Source organism: Leptospira andrefontaineae (assembly GCF_004770105.1).
Taxonomy (GTDB): domain Bacteria; phylum Spirochaetota; class Leptospiria; order Leptospirales; family Leptospiraceae; genus Leptospira_B; species Leptospira_B andrefontaineae.
Genome location: NZ_RQEY01000026.1, coordinates 59,155 through 81,627, shown reverse-complemented (window position 1 = coordinate 81,627; position 22,473 = coordinate 59,155). Strand labels below are relative to the sequence as shown.

Here is a 22,473-nt window from a genome sequence, read left to right as displayed (position 1 = left end):
GAACGGCCGGCAATCGTCGGCCGTTTGTTTATTCTTCCTTTTTTTCTCCAGGAAGATGTGGAATTTCTCCAATCGCAACTCCAAGAGCAATACGATTCAAAGAATGTTGGTGTAACATTTTGCGATAAGTGATCTCCGCATTCAACATCGCAATTCTGGAGGCAATCGCTTCGATCCTGCTATTTCTACCGGAACGATATCCGCTTGCCTGGCTTTGAGAAGTTTCTTGGGCGGATACAAATGCCTTTTGGTAGATCGCTAAAATCTTTTGAGAATTTTTAAAACTTTCAAAAGCATTACGGATTTCCTGAGTTGCAGTTCTTCTCGTTTGAGAAGCGGTTAATTTCGCCTGTTTTTTTGCGGAGTCTGCTGCTTTTAGGTCTGCCATTTGCGAAAACGGGGTCAAAGGCATTGTAATCTGCAACTGAGCCGTGACATCCTTGGAGTGTGTTTGGCCTGGATAAGGAAAAGAATAATAATTATTTAATGCGATTGTAGGAGCAAAACCCACCCAGGCCTTGTCCTTTTGCGCATCCGCAACCTTAACACTTTGATACGCAGAAAGAACATCATATCTTTTTGCTAAATATTCTTCCGGTTCCATACCAGTTGGGATCGGTTCCAATTCTGCTTTGAATCCTGCGACAGAGATCGGTTTTTCATAACCCACCATGGTAGCTAATGTGATACGCACCTGTTCTAATTGGAATTTTGCATCTGCAAGAACTGCTTCGGCATTAGAAAGGCTCGTCTCTGAATTCAGAAGATCGGATCTCATGATCCTTCCTACCGCATACATTCTTTTTCTTTCCTGTAAGGAGTCTTGGTTCAACTCGTATGCTTCTTGGGAAATTTTAACACTTTCTTCCAATTGTAAAAAGTTGAAGTATGCCTGTGCAATTTCCAGATACATTCTTCCTGCTTCATGTTTTGCTTCTAACCTTCTCTGCTCTGCCAAACTTTTAGAGGCTCTATAATCTTGGTAAGAAGAAAGTCCCGCAGAGATCGGAATGCTAAGTAGCAAACGAGAACCCGCCCCCACTGTAGGAGGAAGATTACTTCCGGAACTGGAAGACGGTAATAAAGAAAGAGGGTCTCCGCTTTGGATCGCCTTATATGTTTTATAATTATCTACAATAGAAGGCTGCTGTGTATGACCAGGAACCGAATAGAATTTGTTAAACACATAGGAAAGAGTAGGCATAAAACCGGCGAATGCTTTATCCTTCTGAGCTAATGCCTGCTCGGTAGCTTCGTTCTTTAAGGCAATTCTTTCCGTTCGTTCTACCGCGAGAATATACAGATCGTCCAGACCGAATGTATCCTTTGCGATTGTTTTCTCCACATCTTGAGTGGTGATCCCGGTAATATTTTTTAAACTATCTTCGACTACTCCATCTGCAACCTTCACTTCCGGACTGGAAGCACATTCCCAGACTAAGAAACAGGCAAGAATAGAGAATATTATTTTTTTATAATTATTAAGAGTATCTACGAACTTCATCTTTCTCATTTTCCATAAGATAATAAGCGGCAGGGACGACCACCAAAGTGATCAATGTAGAAACGATCAGGCCACCCAAGATTGTAATCGCCATTGGGATCCTAGTTTCCGCTCCCGGCCCCAACGCCAAAGCAGGAGGAATAGCCGCCGCAATCGAAGAGAATGTCGTCATCAGCACCGGCCTTAAACGGACAGGGCAACCGATCCTGATAGCATCCGCAATATTCTTCCCTTCACTTCTGACATGATTTACAAATTCCACTAAGAGAATTGAGTTCTTCTTCACAAGTCCCAATAGCAAAATTAATCCTATAAAACTATACATATTGAAGGACTGACCAGCTATCCAAAGAGCGATTAACGCACCTGAAAAACTAAACGGCATGGAAAGAAGAATGTAGAAAGGTTGTTTCAAACTATTGAACTGGCTTGCCAAGATCATAAAAGACATGATGATCCCTAAAATTAGAGCACCCGACAAACTGGACTGCGAATCGGAAGCGGTCTTTGCAGAACCTGTAACTTCTACATGATAACCTTCAGGAAGCATTTCAGTTGCGATACGAATTGCTTCGCTTGTCGCCCAGGTTTGCCCTTTTTCCTTAGGAGGGTTTCCAAAAATTTTAATAGATCTGTCTCGATTCACTCTGGTGATATTTTTAAGAGTGTTTGTTGCCTGAAGGACTAAGACGTCTTTCAAACGGACGATCTCTCCGTAAGTGTTCCTAACACCGATATTAGGAATAATATCCGTACTTTCTCCTTTGTCCTTGTCTATTTTGACTCTTACATCGAAACTTCTACCATTCTCAGTAAAACGACTTACGTTACGTCCTCCCATCAAAGGTCCGATGGTATTACCGATATTCGCCATACTCACACCGCGAACTGCGGCTGCTTCTCTATTCGGAAGGATTTTCACTTCCGGTTGTCCGGAAACGTAATCGGTATCTATATCCAAAATCGTTTTAGAAGAATCTAATTTTTCTCGGATAGAATCCGAAAGTTTTGCGAGTGTTGCCCAATCGGGTCCGGTCAAAACCAACTCGACCGGATAACCTCTTCCCGCGCTAAAACCTCTTTGAGAAAGATCTTGGACGGAGAATTTTGCTTCGGGCACAAGTTCTTTCAGGTTCTTTCTGAATTCCCCAAACACTTCCGATTGAGTGATCTCTCTTCCCGTCTTTTTACTCTTAGGACGTTTCCCCATATCCTTCATGGTGACGAAGAACATACCTGTATTGGATTCTGTTCCTCCCATTCCACCTACGTTGCTCATGTATTTTTCCACGATTGGGCGAGAACTGAGATAACCTTCCACCTTCTTCATTGCTTCATCTGTACGAATGATAGAAGAACCTATAGGCATTTTTGCTCTGACAATAAATCTTCCCATGTCTTGGGGAGGAATGAACTCCTTCTTCAATAAAAACAAAAATATAAGGGAGAATGCGAAAAATAGAATAGAAGAAACGATCACTGTTCCAGGTTTACGAATTACAAATTCCAAAACTTTCCCATAGATCCTTTCCGAAAATTGTAAAAAGTTTTCTATGACTGGATCCATTCTTTTGAAAAAGGAAAAACGATCCGCGACATTCTTAAGTTTAGAAAAGAAAGTATCCGCAGGTAAGGTGAACGGTGATTTGGATTTTTGTTTTTTCTGGGCCTCCTTACTCTCTCTATAACGAGAAGCCCTCATAGGAGTAAAACTTAATGCTTCAAAAAGAGAAAGAGCCACCGCTACTGAAACTGTAACTCCGAACTCCAAAAAGTAACGGCCTATAATCCCAGACATAAACGCAACGGGAAGGAATATTGCAATGATTGCAAGTGTTGCGGCTAATGCAGCGAATCTGATCTCCGATGCTCCATCCAACGACGCCTGAAACCAAGTTTTTCCGGATTCTCTATGCCTACTGATATTTTCCAGTACCATAATTGCATCATCCACAACTATACCTGTCGCTAAAGAGAGTCCGAGTAATGTGAATGTGTTTAATGTAAAACCTGCAAAATATAGGATCAAAAAAGTTCCCATCACAGAAGTAGGAATTGCAAGAAGAACGTTCCAAGTACTACTCCAATTTCCTAAGAACAATCTACATACAATTCCTGTAAGCACCGCAGAAAGTATAAGAGTAAAAACTAATTCGTGAACCGAGTCTCTGATAAAAGTGGTATTATCATTGGAAATATTCAGCTCGAATCCGGGAGGAAGAGTCGGCTTAAGTTCTTCTACCTTCTCCTTTACAAGATCCCCGACATCTACAGCGTTTGCACCCTTGATCTTTTTGATCCCAAGGCCGACTGAAGAAACTCCGTTAAATCTGGAAATTCTTCTGATCTCATCCAAACCATCTTCGATCTTGGCGACTTCTCTTAAACGAATCGGGCGGAACATAGCGGCGCCACTTCTGGAGTTGATATATATATTAGAAAATTGTTCTACAGTTGGAACATCTCCCACCGCCCTTAAGGAAACTTCAGAAAGTTTATTTTGTACTCTTCCGGAAGGAACTTCTATATTCTGTTCCGTTAATGTATTGATGATATCGTTTACTGTAAGTTCAGCTCTCAAGAGACGGATCGGATCCAAGAACACATTGATTGTACGGTCCACATAACCGCCGAGTATGATCTCCCCTACTCCAGGAATTTCTTGGAACTTATCCTTGAGCCTGGTCTTTACGAAGATCATCTTCTCTTGGTCACTTCTGTTTGGAGCAGTTAATGCAACCCAGATAATCGGCTGGTCATCCGGATTAGATTTCATGATGATCGCGGGATCCAGATCATCCGGAAGTTTATTACTTACCTGAGCGATCTTAGTTTGGATCTCTTGGACGGCAACATCCACGTCTCGTTTAAGTTCCAACTCCACAGTGATGGTCGCCGAACCGTCGGTAGAAACGGAACGAACTTCTACAACACCTTGGACAGTCATTAGAACTTCTTCGATAGGATCGACAACGTCAGTCTCCATAACCTGAGCGTTTGCCCCCGTCAAGTTAAGGGTAACGTTTACGATCGGGAAGTCCACATCTGGCATCTGGGAAAGACCCATACGGGAGAAGCCGATACTTCCTAACAGGATGATAGCTGCCATCATCATCCATGCGAAAATTGGATTGCGAATAGAAACCTCAGAAAGTTTCAAAGGAACCTCTTTCTATATATATTTGTAGGGAGGAATTTTTGTTTAGTAATAGGACCTGTCTTTTTCGTGCAAGTGCCAGATTTTTTCTTGTCCGAAGGATCGGAAAAGTGTACTAAACAGAACTCATGTCGTTTCAATTATTGGATCCCGAAAAAGGAATATTTCTCTCGGAAGCAGGTTCTACGAATACTATCCTAAAAGGTAAGGAATTCCCACCAGGGTCTTGGATCCTAGCGGATTTTCAATCTTCCGGAAGGGGCAGAAAAGGAAAAACCTGGAGCATATTGGGAGAAGAACCTTTTATTTTTTCAGGCAAATTTTCCTCTGATTCCAACCTATCTTCTCCCGGACTATTCTCCCTATATATTGGAGTCGCGGTAGCAAAGGCAATTTTGTCCGTATATCCTTCTGCCAGCAAAAAAGATCTTAGGATCAAATGGCCGAACGATATCTATTTAAATGGAAAGAAAGTCTGCGGTATATTGATAGAAACGGAAAAAGAAGGAGAAGTTTGGGATTGGATCTTGGGTATTGGAGCCAATCTGTATGGCACTGAAATTCCGGATTATCTGAGCGACGCAGGATTTGTCACTAGGGACCAAAACGAAAAAGGAAGAAGGACCCGATTTTTAGAAACATTACTTCCACTTCTAAACGATGCAGTATTAGCAATTTCAGACGGAGACAAAAGAATAGAATTCATCAATGAAAAACTTCTTTGGAAGGGAGAAACGATTGCCTGGACAGAAAGTGGAGAACAAAAAACCGCAACCTTGTTAGGAGTGAATGAAGAAGGAAAATTATTAGCCCGGACCTCGGTCGGAAACATGGTCGAATTCATTGACAGCCCCGAGGATTTTAGGTCCTTGGGATAGAATGATCCTAGTAATCGACGTTGGGAATACCAACACTGTCTTTGGTATTTATAAGAACGGTTCCAAAGAGCCGATTTTTCATAGAAGAACAGTTACTCGAAGAGATAGAACTTCCGATGAAATGGGACTTTATCTCAAAGGTTTCCTCCGAGAATTCGAAATAGATAGCAGCCAAATTGTAGGCGGAATCTATTCTTCTGTGGTTCCTCAGTTGAATCCTATCATAGAAAGAATGATACAGGATTGGTTTCAGATAGAACCGATCAGAGTTCAGTATCAGATGAAGTTGCCTTTCGGGATCAAGTATCCCCGACCTTTTGAGATAGGCGCTGATAGATTAGTAAACGCAGCCGCCGCGGTAAAGGATCATCCCGGCAAATCAATCATCATAGATTTAGGAACTGCTACCACATTCTGTGTTGTAGATGATACTCCTGATTATTTGGGAGGAGTGATCGCCCCAGGACTTAAAGGTTCTATGGATGCTCTGACCAGAAACACTGCACAATTACCTCCGATCGTATTCCAAGCTCCTTCTAAAATATTAGGAGATTCTACTATAGAATCTATACAGGCAGGATTTTTCTTTGGATGGATCGGTCTTTTAGAAGGGATCATCAAAGAAGTTAGAGCAGCGCATGGAAATGATTATAGAGTGATCGGGACCGGTGGACTAGTAACCACCATCCATGCGGCGAATCCTAAAATTTTTGATAGAATAGAGCCTCTGCTTACTTTAAGAGGACTACAAATCTTATACGAAGATAATGCAAAATGAATCTCCTAATCGTAGGGCTAGGAGGATTTTTAGGATCAGTTTGTAGATACATGATATCTCAAACGATCCCTAAAGATTTCGGCATATTCCCTCTTTCTACATTTGTAGTAAATATAGCAGGTTCACTGCTGATCGGAATATTTTTCGGATTATCCCAAGGAAAAATCTCTGAAGAAATCAGATTATTTGCAACAGTAGGATTTTGCGGAGGATTTACGACCTTCTCGGCTTTTGCTTTAGAAAACCTGAAACTACTCCAATCAGGAAGTTATTTTAGTTTTTTTGCATATATACTTCTTAGCACGACAGTTTGTATCGCCGCCGTGCTCATAGGAGTATATTTAAGTAAATAAGAAGTGATCGATCTTAAGGAAGGCGGATCTCTTGTTTAGAGCCGCCCTTAGATCCGAGTAATGTTTTAGTCTCCGGATTGATTTCCGAAAGGAAATCATATTCGACTTGAACTACAATCTTTCCAGCTTTATCGATCAAACCGTATTTTCCACCTTCGATCGTAGAATGTTCTCCGTCGCTCACCGACTTACAACCGTTACAAACGATTGAAAAACCTTCTCGGATCGGAAAAGCAAAATCATAATTCGCTGAGATCACCTTCTTACAAGAAGCATCAAAAAAACCGAATTTAGAATTTTCAACAAATCGAGCCAGACCTTCTGAAAAATAATCGGGGCCATTGTCGAAGGTAAAGGTATTCAATAAGACCTTGTTTTGAGAATCTATACAGATCCATCCATCTTTACTAAAAGAAAAACCCACACCATTCTCATTAAAATCGTAAGCGAGCGAATATTGAGGAGAGATCTGGACTTTTCCATTCTGGTCCTTATAACCATAAACACCATTCTCTTCGAAAGCGGTTAATTGTATTTTTTTAGAGCAGAAAGCAAGCAAAGGCAAAAAAGCCAAGATCACTAAAGGGTAAATTTTTCGATCCATAGATCCTCCAATATATCATTTATTTCTAAAGGAGCCGCTCATCGCGAAACCTACATAAGCAGACGCAATAGCATCCCAGGAATCATCATGCCCAGTCAAATTTTCGAGGCCCAAAAGAAGTTTTAAAGCGGCTTTAATATCTTTTTTGTCTGCAGTTCCACTACCTGTAGTACCTTTCTTGATCTGGGAAGCGGTCGGTTCGACTAAAGGAATATTATGCTCTCCTAATGTTAGAAGAACAACCCCTCTCGCCTCATAAACTCTTGCAGCAGTAGTTCTATTCTTGGCAAAAAATAACTCTTCCACAGAAGCAAGATCAGGATGATACTCATCCAAAATTGCGTCCAACTGTCTGCGAATAGCGATTAAATTAACGGGACTTTTCGTTCCGCTCGGAACCTCTATCGTGCCGTAAGTGAGAACACGAATTACAGACTTATCTTTTTGGAGAACGGAATAACCTAGACGATGGGACCCAGGATCTATTCCTAAAATTTTCACCAAAAAGACTCCCGAGTAAAATTTCTAAGTAAGTTGTAGGAGTTCCTACATGGGTTTAAGGGGCGCCCCCGCCCGGCTTCGGGTGGGGGGAGTGGCCTGTGGGAGAGCCAATTTCCCTCTATCACAAATCCTTTAAATCGGCAACCCGATTTCCTCTAACAAAATCTTGTTGGAATTCCAACAAGATTCCGCCGATCACCGATCTCGGAAAAAAAGCAGAAGAAAAATTCTAGCCGAATTCTTTTTCTAATTCAGGAGAAAGTTCGAAGTTGGAGTTTACACCCTGAACATCATCATGACCTTCTAAGTTGTCGATGAGCTTCATTACTTTTTCTGCAACTTCCTTATCGGAAACTTCTGCACCTACTAAGGCGACGAACTTGATCTCAGATTCTTCCGATTTAATCCCTTTATCATTCAAAGCAGTTTGAACAGGCTCATAATCATCTGGAGAAGTCACTACTCTGAAAACCTCTCCTTCATTCTGAACATCTTCTGCGCCTGCACCAACTGCTAATTCAAATAATTCCTCTTCGGAAATTTGATCGGAAGGGATCACGATAATACCTTTTCTTTCAAAAAGACGACTAACGCTACCGGTAGTCGCCAAAGAACCGCCCAACTTGGTAAGAATACTTTTGATCTCAGGCGTAGTCCTGGTTTTTTTATCAGTTACTGCTTCCACCATGATCGCGGTTCCACCAGGTCCGAAACATTCATAAAGGCATTCTTCATACACAACGCCTTCTAATTCTCCAGTTCCTTTTTTGATCGCCCTGTCTATATTGTCTTTGGGCATATTGCTGGCCTTCGCCTTCAATACCGCAAGTCGAAGCCTTGGGTTAGTGTTAATATCCCCTCCACCCATACGCGCCGCAACTGTGATCTCCTTGACCACCTTAGTGAAAATCGCCCCTCTTTTAGAATCGATAGCGTCCTTTTTGCGTTTAATCGTTGCCCATTTACTATGCCCGGACATCAGATTTCCCCTTATATTTAAGAATAGATCGGTTTAAAAAATATATAAGATCAGAAATAGAAAAATCGGTCCCAAAACCGGTCCTACTTTTTCAACAAAACCCGGTTTTTCCAGTCTGTCCATCCTTTTTGGCCCCCCGCGTCCTCGGAGAAATCCAAGCTAAAAGCCAAATCATTTTGGCAAATCCTAAACCTGCCTACCTAATAAAAATCTCCAACTCCCAACTTATTCAAAACTATAAAAAGACCAATAGAATATTATAAATTCTTAAAACTCTTTACAAGAATGATCAGGGCGGCTCCCTCGCCTAGCTCGGGCCGCGCTGCTACGGGTTCGCGCATTAGCGCTCATCCGGGCAAGCCCGGACTAAAGCCCTGCGCATCGCTGCCGCGACTACTAGTTTAGGATGAACTGTGTAATGGGGTCATTTTTTAAAAAAAAGATCTCCCCACCCTGCTTTGGGTGGGGGCCGGTACGGTGGTACACGTAAAAACTTTCGATCAAACGGATCGCGCTCATTTCATCTGTAAGCTCGCATGACCTCGATTCTCTCCGTCACCGACTCGTTGGAACGGTCGTCTTCTCGCTCCCTACGGGTCGCTGCGAAGGGGGGGCCGGTACGGTGGTACACGTAAAAACTTTCGATACATCGCCCGTATCACAAATCTCAACAAAAAGCAACCGATTTTTACACCTGCAATCTATGTTGGAATTCCAACATGATTTCTACTTGCAAAATAATTTCATTACCTTCTTCGATCTCCATCTATTTCGCATAACGTATAACAATCTGTCGCTGAATTTGTACAAAAAATCCAGCTGTTATTAATAACATTCGTTTTACATAAAACGATCCATTCGTCCCCCAATGCGACCTCTTTGTCCCTAATAAATTGACTAGTTTTAAAACCTGGAGTAAACTCCCGCATATGCGAATCCTAATCGTAGAAGATGATGATTTATCCTCTCGCTGTTTGGAAATTTTAGCGAAAGAATTTTTAAATGAAAGGATACAAAGTATCCATGCGGTTTCCGATCCGGAATCCGCCGCTGAGTTCATACGCAAAAATCCGCTCGATCTATTATTCTTGGATATAAATCTCCAAGGAGAAACCGGCTTTAAACTTTTAGAAATCGAGAGCAGAAGTTTTTTCCAAACGATTATTGTATCTTCTGAAAGAGACAATGCTGTAAAAGCATTCGAATTTTCAGTGTTGGACTTCCTACCAAAACCTATCACGAGAGAAAGATTCGGAATTTCTATCCAAAGATACCTTTCCTCTCATCCGAATCTATTTTCTCCAAAAGGAATTCCACTCAAAAGAGAAGAAGGGATCAATCTTATCGAACCTGAGAAGATACTATTCGCAAGATCTGAAAGGAACTACGCTAGACTATTCACCAAAGACGGAAATGTAGAGAAGGTTAGAAAAACATTAGACCAACTTCAAAAAGATCTGGAAGCTCACGGATTTTTCAGAGCTCACAGAAGTTATTTGGTCCGATTAGAAGAAGTCAAAAAGATCTTATTCAAAACACCCACTACTTACCGACTCCTACTTCATACAGATCACAGTATTCCCGTTAGTCGATCCCAAGGAAGTAAACTTCTCTCATTATTCAAAAATTCAAATCATAAGATTTTAGGTCTGCCGTGAAACATTTCTATGTTGCCATTCGATTTAGGACCAAGAACTTTATATTATTTATAAAGAAACATTTTCAGATCCTGAGAGAAGTAAGGAGTAACGAAGAATTTATCCGCTCCGCTTACTTCGAAGTCTATCTGATACTCAGATATCTTTTCCCATTTTTATTCGTAGTTTATATCCCCTTTGCAGTTCTCGACTGGACTGACTTTCTAAAAAACTCCGGATACTTTCCTCTCTTAATATATAATTCTATTTTCATTCCAGGTTGTTTTCTTTTTACAGCTCTACTGAATTTTCCCATCCTTAAAAGTGAAAATAGTAGAAGATGGATCACTGTTGCAGGAACATTATTTTTAACTTCTGCAGGAACAGCAATGAACCTGCTGATCTTCCAGTTCGGGACGGATATTTCTCTATTCGCATTTACTCAATTAGGCATCGCAGTACTTCTCCGTTATCCTGATAAAACGAAGAAGGTTATCTATTTCACAAATTACGCAGTGTTCTTCGCAGCTATGTTTTGGTTGGGAAAGAATTCGTCCTTTTTGATCCAGAATTTTTTCTTCACTATGGTCATGACCATTTTATTGGATCTGATCAGCTTTCTGACTAAGGTAAATTCTTTTCATAAAGAACAATCCATCCGTGATCTGAACAGAAAATTGGTAATGGAATCCATTAAAAAATCTGAAATTTTAAGGATAGCGATCCATGATCTGAAAAGCCCTGTCACAGGGATTTTAAGTTTAGTAGGGCTTTATACAAGAGAGCCAAGTTATATTCCTACAAATCGGGTCATCTCCTCTTATGCAGATCCTCCTGAAATTTTGGATCATATAGATAGGACTTCCCGTAAAATTTTAGAATCTATTGAAGATGTTTTATATCTCGCAAGTTCGGGAGACACAGAAACGATCGAGAACCAAACCCAAAAATTAAATCCGGAATTATTATTAAAATCCGTAACCTGCAATCTAAACTTCTTATTCTCCTCGAAGAACATAAGAGTAGAAGATAAACTCTCAGAGTATAATTTCTATTTCCAAGCAAATCCGCAGATACTGTATAGAGTATTCGATAATTTATTAAGTAACGCCGCCAAATTCTCTCCTGAAAATTCGGAGATCTCTCTCAAAAGTGAACTTATCTCAGAAACATATGAGAAAATTCTAATTATTAAAATAGAAGATTCAGGACCAGGATTCCAACCCCAAGACGAAAAAGACATGTTTAGGGAATTTTCTATTCTCTCCGCAAAACCAACAGGTTCCGAATCCTCCAGCGGGATCGGGCTCGCATTGGCTAAAAAGTTATTAGATAGAATGGGAATACGTATCCGCCTAGGTAACTCCGAAACACTCGGAGGGGCCCAGGTAGTATTAGAATTTCCGCAATCAAAAGCGAAATAGGGAGTTAAGAACTGGAGGCAAATCAAAATGAAAGATGTGAAGAGAATTTGGTTGGGAGGAATAGTACTAGCGTTATCCGTAACGTCATTCTACTGTAGTCCGGACCAAAATACGAACAATACACAAGACCTGGCTTTATTAGGAGGACTTTTAGAAACCTCTGAAAAAGGAGCTGGTAATCTGGCAGGATTAGATAACACGGATCCGAAAGCCCAAAATATTTTGGACGATCTCACAAGTGTTGTCTATGGATCATATGATGTGGTGTATATTCCAGGCGCAGTTTGTAGTAATGGAACACCTTACAAAATATTCGTGGATCGTGCAGACGGGATACTTGACTGGATCTTAGGCTATTCCAGTCGACTTCTAGTCTATATGGAGCCGGGAGGAGCTTGTTGGGATTACGAAAGTTGCACAGGACAAACAGGCATCAGAGGAGCTGCAAATCCAAACGGGGTTCCTGATAACCATATGAATTTCGGAGCGTTTATAGATCCGAATGTTCCTGGCGGAAGTCCGAATGCAGTGATCTCTCCGATCATATTGAGAAACCATCCTACGGGACAAAATGTTAAAACTTCTAATTGGAACAAAGTTTTCCTTCCCTATTGCACTGGAGACGTGTATGCGGGAAACAAGGTAGTGACTTATTCGGATCCAACCGGGCAGAATCCACCGATCACCTATCGACACGTAGGCGCTAAGAATATGGAGCTCGTCATCAATTGGCTGAAGAATAATTTTAATAAACCGAAAGAGATGCTCGTTTCCGGATGTAGCGCAGGTGGTGCAGGATCTCTGATCAATTATCATTTCATTAGAAAAGCTTTAAGTCCTTCTAAAAGTTATCTATTGAATGATTCGGGTCCTATCTTCCCCGCTCCTGGATTTGGGAACCAATTTCCTTTGCACCAAAAGATCAAAGATGCTTGGAATACAGAATATTTTATCGGCAAGGCTCAACCTGATTTCCCTTCCGTGGATATTCGTGCGGATTATGGAAAGATCAGCGAAGCTCTTGCTCAAAAATATCCGAATGATAAATTAGCGATCACTCTATTCAGAAGGGATGCTAATTATTCCATGTATTCTTATGCAAGATTCTATGGGTTGGACGAAAACAATCCTGCGGATAAGGAATATATCATTTCCACTCTCTGGGCCCAGGATATTGAGAATTTAAAAGCTCAATACGATAGATATCCGAATCTAGAATATTTCATTCCGTATTACAGAAGTATAAACGAAAGTCATTGTACTTCTATCGTGGAATTTACCGGAACGGAGATTGAAAATACCGGAATTACGCTCGGAACCTTCATCAATGATTATTTGTTGGGAAGTTCTACTTTCAGAAGTTTCTTTGAAAGTGTGAATCCGAATGATGCAAACGTAACGAATTTCTGGTTCGCGTTAGTTAATCTTCTACTATGATCTCTCGGAGAAGGCGGTGATATTGCCGCCTTCTTTTTTTCATTCTACCTTTAAGCCGCTTTTTCTTCTTTAACCGGCACCACATAGCCCCAGAAAAGTGCAATCATGATCCCTGCAATATACATCCAAATACTAAAGATAGCGGATGGAAGAGCAACCTTGGAACCGAAAAATTGGATCGCGAGAGTCATACCCAAAGTAGTGTTCTGGATCCCGACTTCGATAGAGATTGTTCTAGACTGCTTCTCCGCAATCCCTAATAATTTAGGGAAAAAATAACCTGCTATAAAACCGAAAGTATTATGAAGAATAACAGCAAGTCCCACTAAAAGGATCATCTCTACCAAATTGTCCCAGTTCTTGTAGGCTACGAAAGCAATTACAAACACCAAAAACAAAATGGAAAAAATCTTATAAGGAAGTTCTATCTTCTTAGCAAAATTCGGAAACTTATAATTTACCGCCATACCTATGGAGATTGGAAGAACTATAATCACTACGACAGTTTTAAGCATCTCCACAAAAGAGATCTGCATTAAACTTGAACCGGTCGGATCCAATAAGGAACCAAAAAATGTAACAATCACTGGAGTCAGCAAAGGACAAAGAAGTGTAGAAAGTGCAGTGATCACAACTGCGAGAGCAACATCACCCTTCGCTAAATAATTGATCAAATTAGAAGTAGTTCCGCTCGGACAAGATCCTACCAGAATGACGCCTAACGCGATTTCGTATTCCAAACCTAAAATCAATACGACTGCATATGCTGCTAAAGGCATGATCACAAAATGACCCAAGGTACCGACCAAAGTTTGGAGAGGAGTTGTAAAAATCCGTTTAAAGTCCCCGATTGCCAGCCCGAAACCCATTCCGAGCATTACGATTGCCAAAAGAGCCGGAAGTAGCCCCTTTTCAACTGCACCTAGTTGCATGATTCTCTCCTTAACATAACACCTGTTTTATTATTTTTATCTCCGAGAAAGATCTCGGATTTTCTTTCCGGAAACGTATCTTACTGACCGGAAAGCCCTGAGCTGAAAAGCTTTTTTTCTCCTCGATCCGAACAGGTTTCTAACCCTAAAACCTTAGGATTTTCATCAAATCGTCAAAAGGATTCAATCTACTAGATTGATCCTGGAAAAGTTCTGAATCCAAACAGACCCATTTAGTTTGACATAAAACTAAATATTTTCAGAAAAGGACATTATCATACAGGAGGAAAGTATGTATCAATTATCCCTCTCCACTTTGGAAGCCGGTCCTTTCAAAAGAATATTAAAAAAATGGAAACTATTTAGATTTAATAGGATGATCCGAAAAAATTGGCCAGTCTATCATAGACTTGGTCCGAGATTTGAATTTGTATCCGAAGATCTTCTAAAACTAAAAGTCCGATTCCCATTTAATAATAAGACCAAAGGTTATAATGGACTTCATTTTGGCGGAGCAATCTATGCATTCGTAGATCCTCTGTATGTATATTCCATTTCTGAAAATTTGGGCTCCGAATACCTTGTTTTAGATACTAACGCAGAGATTGATTTCCTAAAAGCAAGTAACCAAGACCTCATAGTAGAAATAGAAGTTTCTCCCGAAGATATAAAATCCATCCAAGAAGAATGTAGAGCTAAAAGAAAAACGATCCGGATCTATTCTATAGAAGTATTCGATCCGGACGGACAGAAAATCGCGATCGTCAAAAAGACAATTTATATCAGGAAACTGAATCCTTCTTTTCCCATAACTTCAAAACTATAAGTCCTGAAACTATTCCGCAGATAAGGAAAATACCGCCTAATACATATTTCAATTGTAGAATATACCCTATTCCAAAAAGCCAAGCGTATAAGGAGAAGATCGCCAATAACCAGATCCGGATCCTGGAATAGAATTTTTTGCGAGCGGAAACTCCACCCCATTTTCCCCAGAAACCGAAAGGTTGTAATTTGGTTACAAATGCATCCAATACTTTATCCGGAACTGGAGCGGTCAAAAAAGTCACTAAAATAGAAACGATCACACTTCCTAAGGCGGTAAAGAATAGAAGGTAATCTGCATTTACATCCGGATATACTTTATACAAAATTAATGAAAGGACCAAGGCGGTTCCCATTCCGGATAATTCTGTCCAAGCATTAACTCGCCACCAGATCCATCTTAAGATTTGTGGCAGACCCAAGCCTGAGGCCATTGCTAAGAAAAATTTCCAAGCAGATGCAATTGAATTCATTTGAGTCGCAACTAAGATAGCGATCCCCGCCATCAAGACCACTGCGATCCTTCCAGCGATAACGGTTTGTTTATTTCCTGCATCCGGTTTTAGAAATCTTAAATATAGATCGTTAACTAAATAGCTGGCTCCCCAGTTGATATGAGTATCTGCAGTCGACATAAATGCTGCCATCAAGCTTACAAATACAAATCCCAAACATCCGGCAGGCAAAACGATCTTCATAAGCATCGGATATGCAATCTCTCTATCGGATTGAACGATTCCTCCTTCTGCTTGGAATAAGTCTGCATCATGCAACGGGAATACAACCAAACATACGAGTCCTGTTAAAACCCATGGCCAGGTGCGTAAGATAAAGTTTGCAATATTAAACCAAAGAGAACCTAGTTCCGCATCTTTAGGAGTTTTTGCAGTATGTAATCTTTGTGCTAAGTATCCGGATCCGTCCGAGTGATATTGTATCCACCATTGAACTCCGATGAATATTAGGAAAACTTGAAGAGGAAGTCCATGTTCTTCTTCTCCTATCCTTGGCCAAAAAGAAATAATGGATTCTGACTTTCCAGGATACAAAGTTTCTAATTTGGAATAAAGACCTTCTAATCCGCCTACATATTGGATCGCAAAGATCGCAAATAGAATTGCACCGCCAATCCCTAAAGCAAATTGGAATAAGTCCGTCAGGATCACACCTTGGATCCCGCCCATACTGCTATAGAAAACTACAACAGAGAAAAGAATAAGAACGGTAAGAGTAGTATTCAAATCTCCTAATAATAAAAAACTCGGCCAAACATCAGAGATAGATCCGAATACTTCTGCGCCAAGTAATACATTCCAATCTAAAAAAGGAGCGGTGATCTTGGACATTGCCTTAAAGACCCAGCCCAATATGATGGAATTAAATAGAATACTTAAGAAGAATGCTTTTGCAGCTCTTAGAATTACTGCTCCTGTTCCAGAGTAACGTAATTCTACAAATTCAACATCCGTAAGAACTTCTGCCTTTCGCCAAGAAGCTGCAAAGAATACGGTAATGATCAAATAACCGATCGCCCAACTCCACCAGAGCCAGTTCCCGCCAACCCCATCGAGTGCAACCATTCCTGTGATGACCAAAGGAGTATCTGCGGCAAAGGTCGTCGCCACCATAGAAGTTCCGAGCCACCACCAAGGAAGTTTTCTGTCCGCTACAAAGTAGGAACTCAAACTTTCTCCTGCCTTAGAGGAAAGAAGAAGCCCGACCGAAAAAGCAAAAATAATATAAGCTAAGATTAGATACCAATCGATAGGAGAAAAAATGGGGGCCCCCTTCTCCCAAAGATGGGAGAACTCTCCATAAAGATCGGCCAACTTTCCTTGAAAACAAGGATTCTTTCCAGCCTTCCGGATTTGATTTATCTTGATCCCCGCTCCAAGCCCAAAAAGATGGTAGGCAGCGATGGCAAACATAATCGTCCAAAAGTACGGGGGAACATCTGTTGGATCTCCTGATCGCATCCGGAATGTAGCCGGAAGAATCAAACGTTATCATGAAGAAGGCAACCATGTTGTCGTAGTCGTTTCCGCAATGGGGCATACGACGGATGAGCTGGTGGATCTAGCCGATAAGATCACCAAAAATCCTCCAAAGAGAGAGATGGACATGCTATTGTCCACAGGAGAACAAGTTTCTATTTCTCTACTTGCAATGGCTCTTTGGGACGCAGGAGTTCCTGCAAAATCATTCACAGGTTCCCAGATCAAAATGATCACCGACGGAAACTTCTCCAATGCAAAGATCCAAGGAGTGGATCGTTCTAGAATAGATGCAGCGTTAAACGAAGGGAACGTTGTGATCGTAGCAGGTTTCCAAGGAATAGACCAAAACGAAAATATCACTACCTTAGGAAGAGGCGGTTCGGATACTTCTGCGGTAGCGTTAGCTGCTGTACTTGGCGCAAAAGAATGTGAAATTTATACGGATGTGGACGGTGTTTATACCGCCGATCCAAGAGTGGTTCCCCAAGCCACTAAACATTCTCAAATCACTTATGAGGAAATGTTGGAACTCGCAAGCCTAGGTGCCGGCGTTCTTCATTCCAGAAGTGTTGAGTTGGGAATGAACTACGACGTGGTAATCCATGTGCGTTCCAGTTTTAATAATAATCCGGGGACTTTGGTTGTAAACGAGGACAAAATTATGGAAAAATTGAAAGTAAGCGGAGTTACCGCAAAAAACGACCAAGCCAGAATTACAATCGCGGATGTTCCTGACAAACCTGGTCTTGCCGCAGTTCTATTCGGAGACTTAAGCTCCAAAGATATTCTTGTGGATGTGATCGTTCAATCTTCTCCTTATAATGGAAGAAACACTATATCTTTCACAGTTCCTAAAAAAGACCTGGTTCAGGCTCTTCCTATCTTGGAATCCTTCTCTAATTCTCAAGGAGCTAATAAGCCTGAGATCAACGAGGAGATTTCTATCGTTTCCGCAGTTGGGATCGGAATGAAATCCCATGTAGGTGTGGCTGCTCAAATGTTCAAAGCTTTGGCAGAAAAAGAGATCAATATCGAAATGATCTCCACTTCAGAGATCAAAATATCCTGCGTAATCCCAAGAATTCATGCAGAAACTGCCGTAAACAAGATCCACGAGACGTTCGGGCTTTCGAAAAACGGTTGAACAAGAGAGGATCGGGAGCATCCTTTTCCCTGTGTTAGGAATTTTTCCCGGATCCTCTGCCTCATTTTCGCGTAAACTCGCCTTATTCTCCGGTATAGTTTCTCTAAGTGTATTCACTTCAGAGATCCGTCCCGCCGAGTCCTTAAATAAGATCATTGCAACCGTTGGAAACCAATCCATCAGCGAATTGGATTTCGACGATGCCCAAGATAAATACCAAAAACTTTCCAATACTAAGTATCTCAAAAACGAGGACATGAGAAAATCTCTACGTACTCGTATCATAGATTTTTTGATCGATAGAGCTGTAGTGGATTCAATCGCAGAAGACGAATCCATCCAAGTGAATGAAAAAAGATTAGAAAGCGAGATCGAAAAAAGAATGGAGTTTATGGGGGTCACTTCTCGTAAACAATTCGAAAAGGCGGTCGAGTCTAGCGCCGGAATGTCTTATGAACTTTGGTATACGGAACTTCCTTACCAGATCAAAAAAACTCAGTTAATGCAATACAAGGTGCCGAACCATCCACCTTCTGATAAAGATATCCGATCCTGGTATGCCCAAAATAGAGAGAAGGTAGGATTCGAAGTCCAATATAGACAGATCGCAATCTCTCCTAATAATGATTCCATCACGGAAGAATCCAGGATACATAAAGAAGCAAGCGAGATCAAAAAGAATGTCTTATCCGATCCGGCTTCTTTCGGCCTGATCGCAGGTTCCCCAAGAAATACGGATGCAAACTTAAGAGCCAGAAAAGGGCTTATGGATTGGGTTTCTTCTTTCGAATTATATAAAACGAATCGTTCCGTTGCAGTAGCATTATCAACTATACCTGTTGGTTCAGTTTCGGAAGTATTCAGAGACGAAAGAAAGCGTTATTGTATCGTTAAGGTAGAAGGTAAAAGGCCTACTCCTTTAGAAAACGTTCGCCAAGGTATCGTGAATCTTCTCAGCCGCGAAAAAGAAGATGAAAATTTTATGAAATGGGTAAGAGAATCCAGATCCACCGTGCCGATACAGATCTTCGACGAAGCTTATAAAAAAGAGAATAAGATCCCGGACCAACAAGAAACCTTGAACTTGGATTAAGTTCGGAAATCTTAAGCGAAACAAATTCCTTATAATATGAAATATCCTCCCCAAGCTATCGTATTTTATCTAAAAGAAGATCTTATATCCGTAAAAGGAAATATAGATCAGGGGAACCAGCTTCGTTATTTAGAACTTACGCTTAAAAAATTATCTTCTGTCCTAAAAGGGATCCGAGTTTATTCCAATCGTAAACTCGGACCGGCCGAAGAATCCAAAAAGATAATCAGTCAATTAGAATATTCTGATTTTATAATTATAGAATCAAGATCAGAAGCCGAATTTTTCTCTAAGATCTGTGATTCACTCCCAGATTCCAGAACTGGAGATCCGGAATGGGACGAAACCTGTTTCCTGGTTTTTGATGGATTTGCACCTATATTAGACCCGGCTCTTACGGAAGAATTAATTCTTCGTCATGAAAAGTATCTGGCCCAGTATTCTTATTCTGAAAATCTTCCTCCGGGCATCGTGCCTAGAATTCTTTCCAGAGAATTTGTAAGAAGTTTACCTGCGGAATACTCAGGTGGAACCCAAGATTTCTTAGCTAAAAATATAAACCAATTTGATACTGAAATTTTTTATACTTCTCCTGACTTGAGGCAATGGAGATTAGACTTCTCCGCAAACAATCCCAGATCTTTCAGACTCTTATCTTCTTTTTTAAAGGAGAAGGAAAACTGGAAGTATGATGAGATCCAATCCTTCCTAATCTCCCGTCCTGAAATATTCCGCTCTGCTCCGAGTTACTACGAAGTAGAATTGTACAGAGGCTGCGAATACGAATGCAATTTCTGTCCAAGACAAAATCTAAAACCGGAAGACGACAATATAATATTAGATCCTCAAGTTTTAGAGAAACTTTTATCTCAGGCAGAAAATCTAGGTCTTCCATATAGTGTATGTTTTGGTGGATTGGGCGAACCTACACTTCATCCAAAGTTTTCAGAGCTTGTCCAAAAAACTTTAGCTTCTGCAAATCTAAAGGAACTGTTCATAGAGTCGGCTTTATATGGGGATCTTTCCGGTTTTATCAAATTACTTTCTTCTTTAAAAGAAGAAGAAAAGAAGAAGGTCAGTTTGATCGTAAACATGACTACCAGAGATAAAAAAGCGTATTCTCTACTTTATGGAAAGGATAACCTAGACAAGGTTTTACAAAATCTTACGGCGATTTCCCAAGTGCTGCCCAAATCCTCTATCCACCTACAATTCCTGAAAATCCAAGAAGTGGATCCTGAATTGGATTCCTGGTATGAGCAGGCGCAAAAAGAAGGATACGAAATCATTTTACAAAAATATAATTCTTATTCGGATGTTCTTCCTCAGCGTAGAGCCTCGGATCTCACACCTTTAGGAAGAGACTTCTGCTGGCATATTTCCAGAGATATATATTTGAACGCAGACGGCCAAGTTTCCATCTGCAAACAAACTCCCGGCTCTAAAAAACATTCGATAGGAAATCTAAATCAGGATTCCTTAGAACAAATTTGGGCAAAAGGAAATCCTTTCTTCACTTCTTCCGCGAAAGGAGCACACGAATCTATTCCTGCCCCTTGCCTTTCCTGCGATGAGTGGTATACATTCAACGCCTAAACCTAAGATCCGTTCTTTATTCGCTTTTATACAAGCGAGGACCGGATCTACAAGATTCCCTAAAAAAGTAATCCGTCCGATACCTTCCAATTCGGATAAGACGATCTTAGATCATATCCATTCCAGAGTTCTAAAAATTTTACCGAATTCCAGGATTATTTACCTGATCCCGGAAGGAGATTCGGAACTGGGATCCTTTTTGAAAAAGAATGGAATGAATCATTTCTTCGGACCATTGGAAGATGTTCGTCAAAGGTATATTCTTGCTTCTGAAAAATTCGGTGCCGATGCGATCCTGAGGCTGACAGGTGATAATCCTTTTTATGATACAACCCACTTAGATCTACTCATCCAAACATTTATAGAATCGGATTCGGATTTAGCTTATTTTAAAGGATTACCTCTCGGAACAGGAGGAGAAGTTTTTAGGACTTCTGCACTTCTGGATCTTTCCGCCTCACAACAAGAAGAAAGACATAAAGAGCATGTAAGCATCCATATAAAAGAAGATCCTACTCAATACAAGATCACTGCAATACGAAGCCTATTAACAAAAGAAGAAGGTTCCAGATTAGCAAATTTCAGACTGACAGTGGACACCCCCGAAGATTTTGAAACGATCTCCGACCTAATCTCTCAAAATTCTTTTGAGACTATTAATAATTTTAATACAAAAGAATTTTTAGAATGGGAGAAAGAAACACCTTCTCTATTCCAAAAAAATTTAGATGTTCCTCAGGTAAAATTTGATCTTCCTTCTCCGAACCGAAAGATCAAAGGTAAAATTGGAGTGCTGGTTGCCCCCTCAAAAGAATTCGGTTCCGGACATTTTTCCAGGACTTCCCTTTTATATTCTTTTCTTCCTTATAGAGATTGGGAGCCTGAATGGTTATCAATTTTTCCAAAAGATGGAGAATATAATATTCTTCTAATAGATTATAGGGATATAGAGATCCCGATTTCTTATCAAAAAACAAAAGTCCTACTTTTGGATCATTTCGGAGAAGATAAAGAGAAGTATGATTTTTGGGATCTTCTTCCGCATCCGGGGAATGATCCGAATTTCAATTGGGAACAGATCTTAATTCCTCCGAATTTGATCTCTTCTGCAATCAGTGAAGATAAAATCCCAACCAAAGAATACAGGATTTTTTGTTACGCAGGAAACTTAGGAAAGGAAGAATCCGAAAATCTGGATAAATTCCTGATCCAAAATTCTTCTAAAAAAAGGATCCGGATCGGAGGAACTCCTCCTGGGACAAATGAGATAGAATATTTTCCTAGACTTTCAAGAGTCCAATATCTGCAAACATTGAGATCTTCCGAAAAGTTCTTAGGATATTTCGGTCAAAGTGTATTCGAAGCTCTTTATTTAAAAATCCCTTCTGCGACTTTTTCTATTTCCCCTATTCACAGAGAACTTTCTTCTATTTTAGAAAAATATAAAATTCCATTTACTGACCTCGACCAAAAAACCGAGTTTTCCTTAGGAACAAAGACAGTCGGGGAAAATGGATATAAACTGTTGCTTGATAAAATAGATTCTCTCCTTTAAAGACAAAAAACTCTTTGTGCCTCTGTGCGAAATTAAAAAATCATAAAATTTAGCGCAGAGTTCAAGGAGCACGCGAAGC

The 22,473-nt window shown here is 40.5% G+C and carries 18 protein-coding genes; 11 read left to right on the top strand and 7 right to left on the bottom strand.

Going from position 1 to position 22,473, the window contains the following annotated elements:
• Nucleotides 1–28 precede the first annotated feature (28 nt).
• Together EHO65_RS18835 and EHO65_RS18830 are read right to left on the bottom strand one after the other, a co-directional pair.
• Nucleotides 29–1,504 carry a TolC family protein gene (locus tag EHO65_RS18835; protein WP_135776092.1) on the bottom strand — a complete coding sequence of 492 codons (1,476 nt, stop codon included), beginning with the start codon at nucleotides 1,502–1,504 and terminating at the stop codon, nucleotides 29–31.
• Nucleotides 1,482–4,619, bottom strand: coding sequence for an efflux RND transporter permease subunit (locus tag EHO65_RS18830; protein ID WP_244243595.1), 3,138 nt, complete (start codon nucleotides 4,617–4,619; stop codon nucleotides 1,482–1,484). Before EHO65_RS18830 ends, EHO65_RS18835 begins: the two co-directional genes overlap by 23 nt.
• Before the next feature lie 170 nt (nucleotides 4,620–4,789).
• Here EHO65_RS18830 and EHO65_RS18825 point away from each other — a divergent pair, with 170 nt between their 5' ends.
• The 3 genes from EHO65_RS18825 to crcB are packed head-to-tail and all read left to right on the top strand — an operon-like array spanning nucleotide 4,790 to nucleotide 6,670.
• Nucleotides 4,790–5,539 (top strand): biotin--[acetyl-CoA-carboxylase] ligase, encoded by a 750-nt coding sequence (locus EHO65_RS18825; RefSeq protein ID WP_135776090.1) that lies wholly within the window; start codon nucleotides 4,790–4,792, stop codon nucleotides 5,537–5,539.
• Between the two features lies 1 nt (nucleotide 5,540).
• On the top strand, nucleotides 5,541–6,317 hold the full coding sequence (locus tag EHO65_RS18820; protein ID WP_135776089.1) for a type III pantothenate kinase: 777 nt from the start codon (nucleotides 5,541–5,543) through the stop codon (nucleotides 6,315–6,317).
• On the top strand, nucleotides 6,314–6,670 hold the full coding sequence (gene crcB / locus EHO65_RS18815; protein WP_135776088.1) for a fluoride efflux transporter CrcB: 357 nt from the start codon (nucleotides 6,314–6,316) through the stop codon (nucleotides 6,668–6,670). Before EHO65_RS18820 ends, crcB begins: the two co-directional genes overlap by 4 nt.
• 13 nt (nucleotides 6,671–6,683) lie before the next feature.
• Here crcB and EHO65_RS18810 read toward each other — a convergent pair whose 3' ends face one another.
• The 3 genes from EHO65_RS18810 to EHO65_RS18800 form a co-directional block, all read right to left on the bottom strand.
• Nucleotides 6,684–7,274 carry a WG repeat-containing protein gene (locus EHO65_RS18810; RefSeq protein ID WP_135776087.1) on the bottom strand — a complete coding sequence of 197 codons (591 nt, stop codon included), beginning with the start codon at nucleotides 7,272–7,274 and terminating at the stop codon, nucleotides 6,684–6,686.
• A gap of 15 nt (nucleotides 7,275–7,289) precedes the next feature.
• Nucleotides 7,290–7,775, bottom strand: coding sequence for a crossover junction endodeoxyribonuclease RuvC (locus EHO65_RS18805; RefSeq protein WP_008593400.1), 486 nt, complete (start codon nucleotides 7,773–7,775; stop codon nucleotides 7,290–7,292).
• A gap of 229 nt (nucleotides 7,776–8,004) precedes the next feature.
• Nucleotides 8,005–8,754, bottom strand: coding sequence for a YebC/PmpR family DNA-binding transcriptional regulator (locus EHO65_RS18800; protein ID WP_135776086.1), 750 nt, complete (start codon nucleotides 8,752–8,754; stop codon nucleotides 8,005–8,007).
• Nucleotides 8,755–9,683: 929 nt separating this feature from the next.
• Between EHO65_RS18800 and EHO65_RS18795 the strand changes: the two genes are divergently transcribed.
• The 3 genes from EHO65_RS18795 to EHO65_RS18785 are packed head-to-tail and all read left to right on the top strand — an operon-like array spanning nucleotide 9,684 to nucleotide 13,252.
• Nucleotides 9,684–10,412 carry a LytR/AlgR family response regulator transcription factor gene (locus tag EHO65_RS18795; RefSeq protein WP_135776085.1) on the top strand — a complete coding sequence of 243 codons (729 nt, stop codon included), beginning with the start codon at nucleotides 9,684–9,686 and terminating at the stop codon, nucleotides 10,410–10,412.
• Nucleotides 10,409–11,815 carry a sensor histidine kinase gene (locus EHO65_RS18790; protein WP_135776084.1) on the top strand — a complete coding sequence of 469 codons (1,407 nt, stop codon included), beginning with the start codon at nucleotides 10,409–10,411 and terminating at the stop codon, nucleotides 11,813–11,815. The genes EHO65_RS18795 and EHO65_RS18790 overlap by 4 nt, the downstream gene beginning before the upstream one ends.
• A gap of 27 nt (nucleotides 11,816–11,842) precedes the next feature.
• The gene (locus EHO65_RS18785; RefSeq protein WP_135776083.1) at nucleotides 11,843–13,252 is read left to right on the top strand and encodes a pectin acetylesterase-family hydrolase; all 1,410 of its coding nucleotides are present in this window, start codon (nucleotides 11,843–11,845) and stop codon (nucleotides 13,250–13,252) included.
• A gap of 50 nt (nucleotides 13,253–13,302) precedes the next feature.
• Here EHO65_RS18785 and EHO65_RS18780 read toward each other — a convergent pair whose 3' ends face one another.
• A complete protein-coding gene (locus tag EHO65_RS18780; protein WP_135776082.1) occupies nucleotides 13,303–14,184 on the bottom strand; it encodes a bile acid:sodium symporter family protein in 882 nt (293 codons plus the stop codon).
• Between the two features lie 292 nt (nucleotides 14,185–14,476).
• Between EHO65_RS18780 and EHO65_RS18775 the strand changes: the two genes are divergently transcribed.
• On the top strand, nucleotides 14,477–15,010 hold the full coding sequence (locus tag EHO65_RS18775; RefSeq protein WP_135776081.1) for a PaaI family thioesterase: 534 nt from the start codon (nucleotides 14,477–14,479) through the stop codon (nucleotides 15,008–15,010).
• Here the strand turns inward: EHO65_RS18775 and EHO65_RS18770 are convergent.
• A complete protein-coding gene (locus tag EHO65_RS18770; protein WP_244243594.1) occupies nucleotides 14,967–16,787 on the bottom strand; it encodes a sodium:solute symporter family protein in 1,821 nt (606 codons plus the stop codon). The two genes, EHO65_RS18775 and EHO65_RS18770, sit on opposite strands and share 44 nt — an antisense overlap.
• A 139-nt stretch (nucleotides 16,788–16,926) precedes the next feature.
• On the opposite strand from EHO65_RS18770, the gene EHO65_RS18765 reads away from it, so the two are divergent.
• From EHO65_RS18765 to EHO65_RS18750, 4 genes are read left to right on the top strand one after another with little or no spacing between them, the layout of a single operon-like run.
• Nucleotides 16,927–18,150 carry an aspartate kinase gene (locus EHO65_RS18765; protein ID WP_135776079.1) on the top strand — a complete coding sequence of 408 codons (1,224 nt, stop codon included), beginning with the start codon at nucleotides 16,927–16,929 and terminating at the stop codon, nucleotides 18,148–18,150.
• 40 nt (nucleotides 18,151–18,190) lie between these two features.
• A complete protein-coding gene (locus EHO65_RS18760) occupies nucleotides 18,191–19,243 on the top strand; it encodes a putative peptidyl-prolyl cis-trans isomerase (protein WP_425269366.1) in 1,053 nt (350 codons plus the stop codon).
• Nucleotides 19,244–19,279: 36 nt separating this feature from the next.
• Nucleotides 19,280–20,839, top strand: a complete 1,560-nt coding sequence (locus EHO65_RS18755; RefSeq protein WP_135776077.1) for a spiro-SPASM protein — start codon at nucleotides 19,280–19,282, stop codon at nucleotides 20,837–20,839.
• Nucleotides 20,814–22,394, top strand: a complete 1,581-nt coding sequence (locus EHO65_RS18750) for a cytidylyltransferase domain-containing protein (RefSeq protein WP_135776076.1) — start codon at nucleotides 20,814–20,816, stop codon at nucleotides 22,392–22,394. Before EHO65_RS18755 ends, EHO65_RS18750 begins: the two co-directional genes overlap by 26 nt.
• The last annotated feature ends 79 nt before the right edge of the window (nucleotides 22,395–22,473 follow it).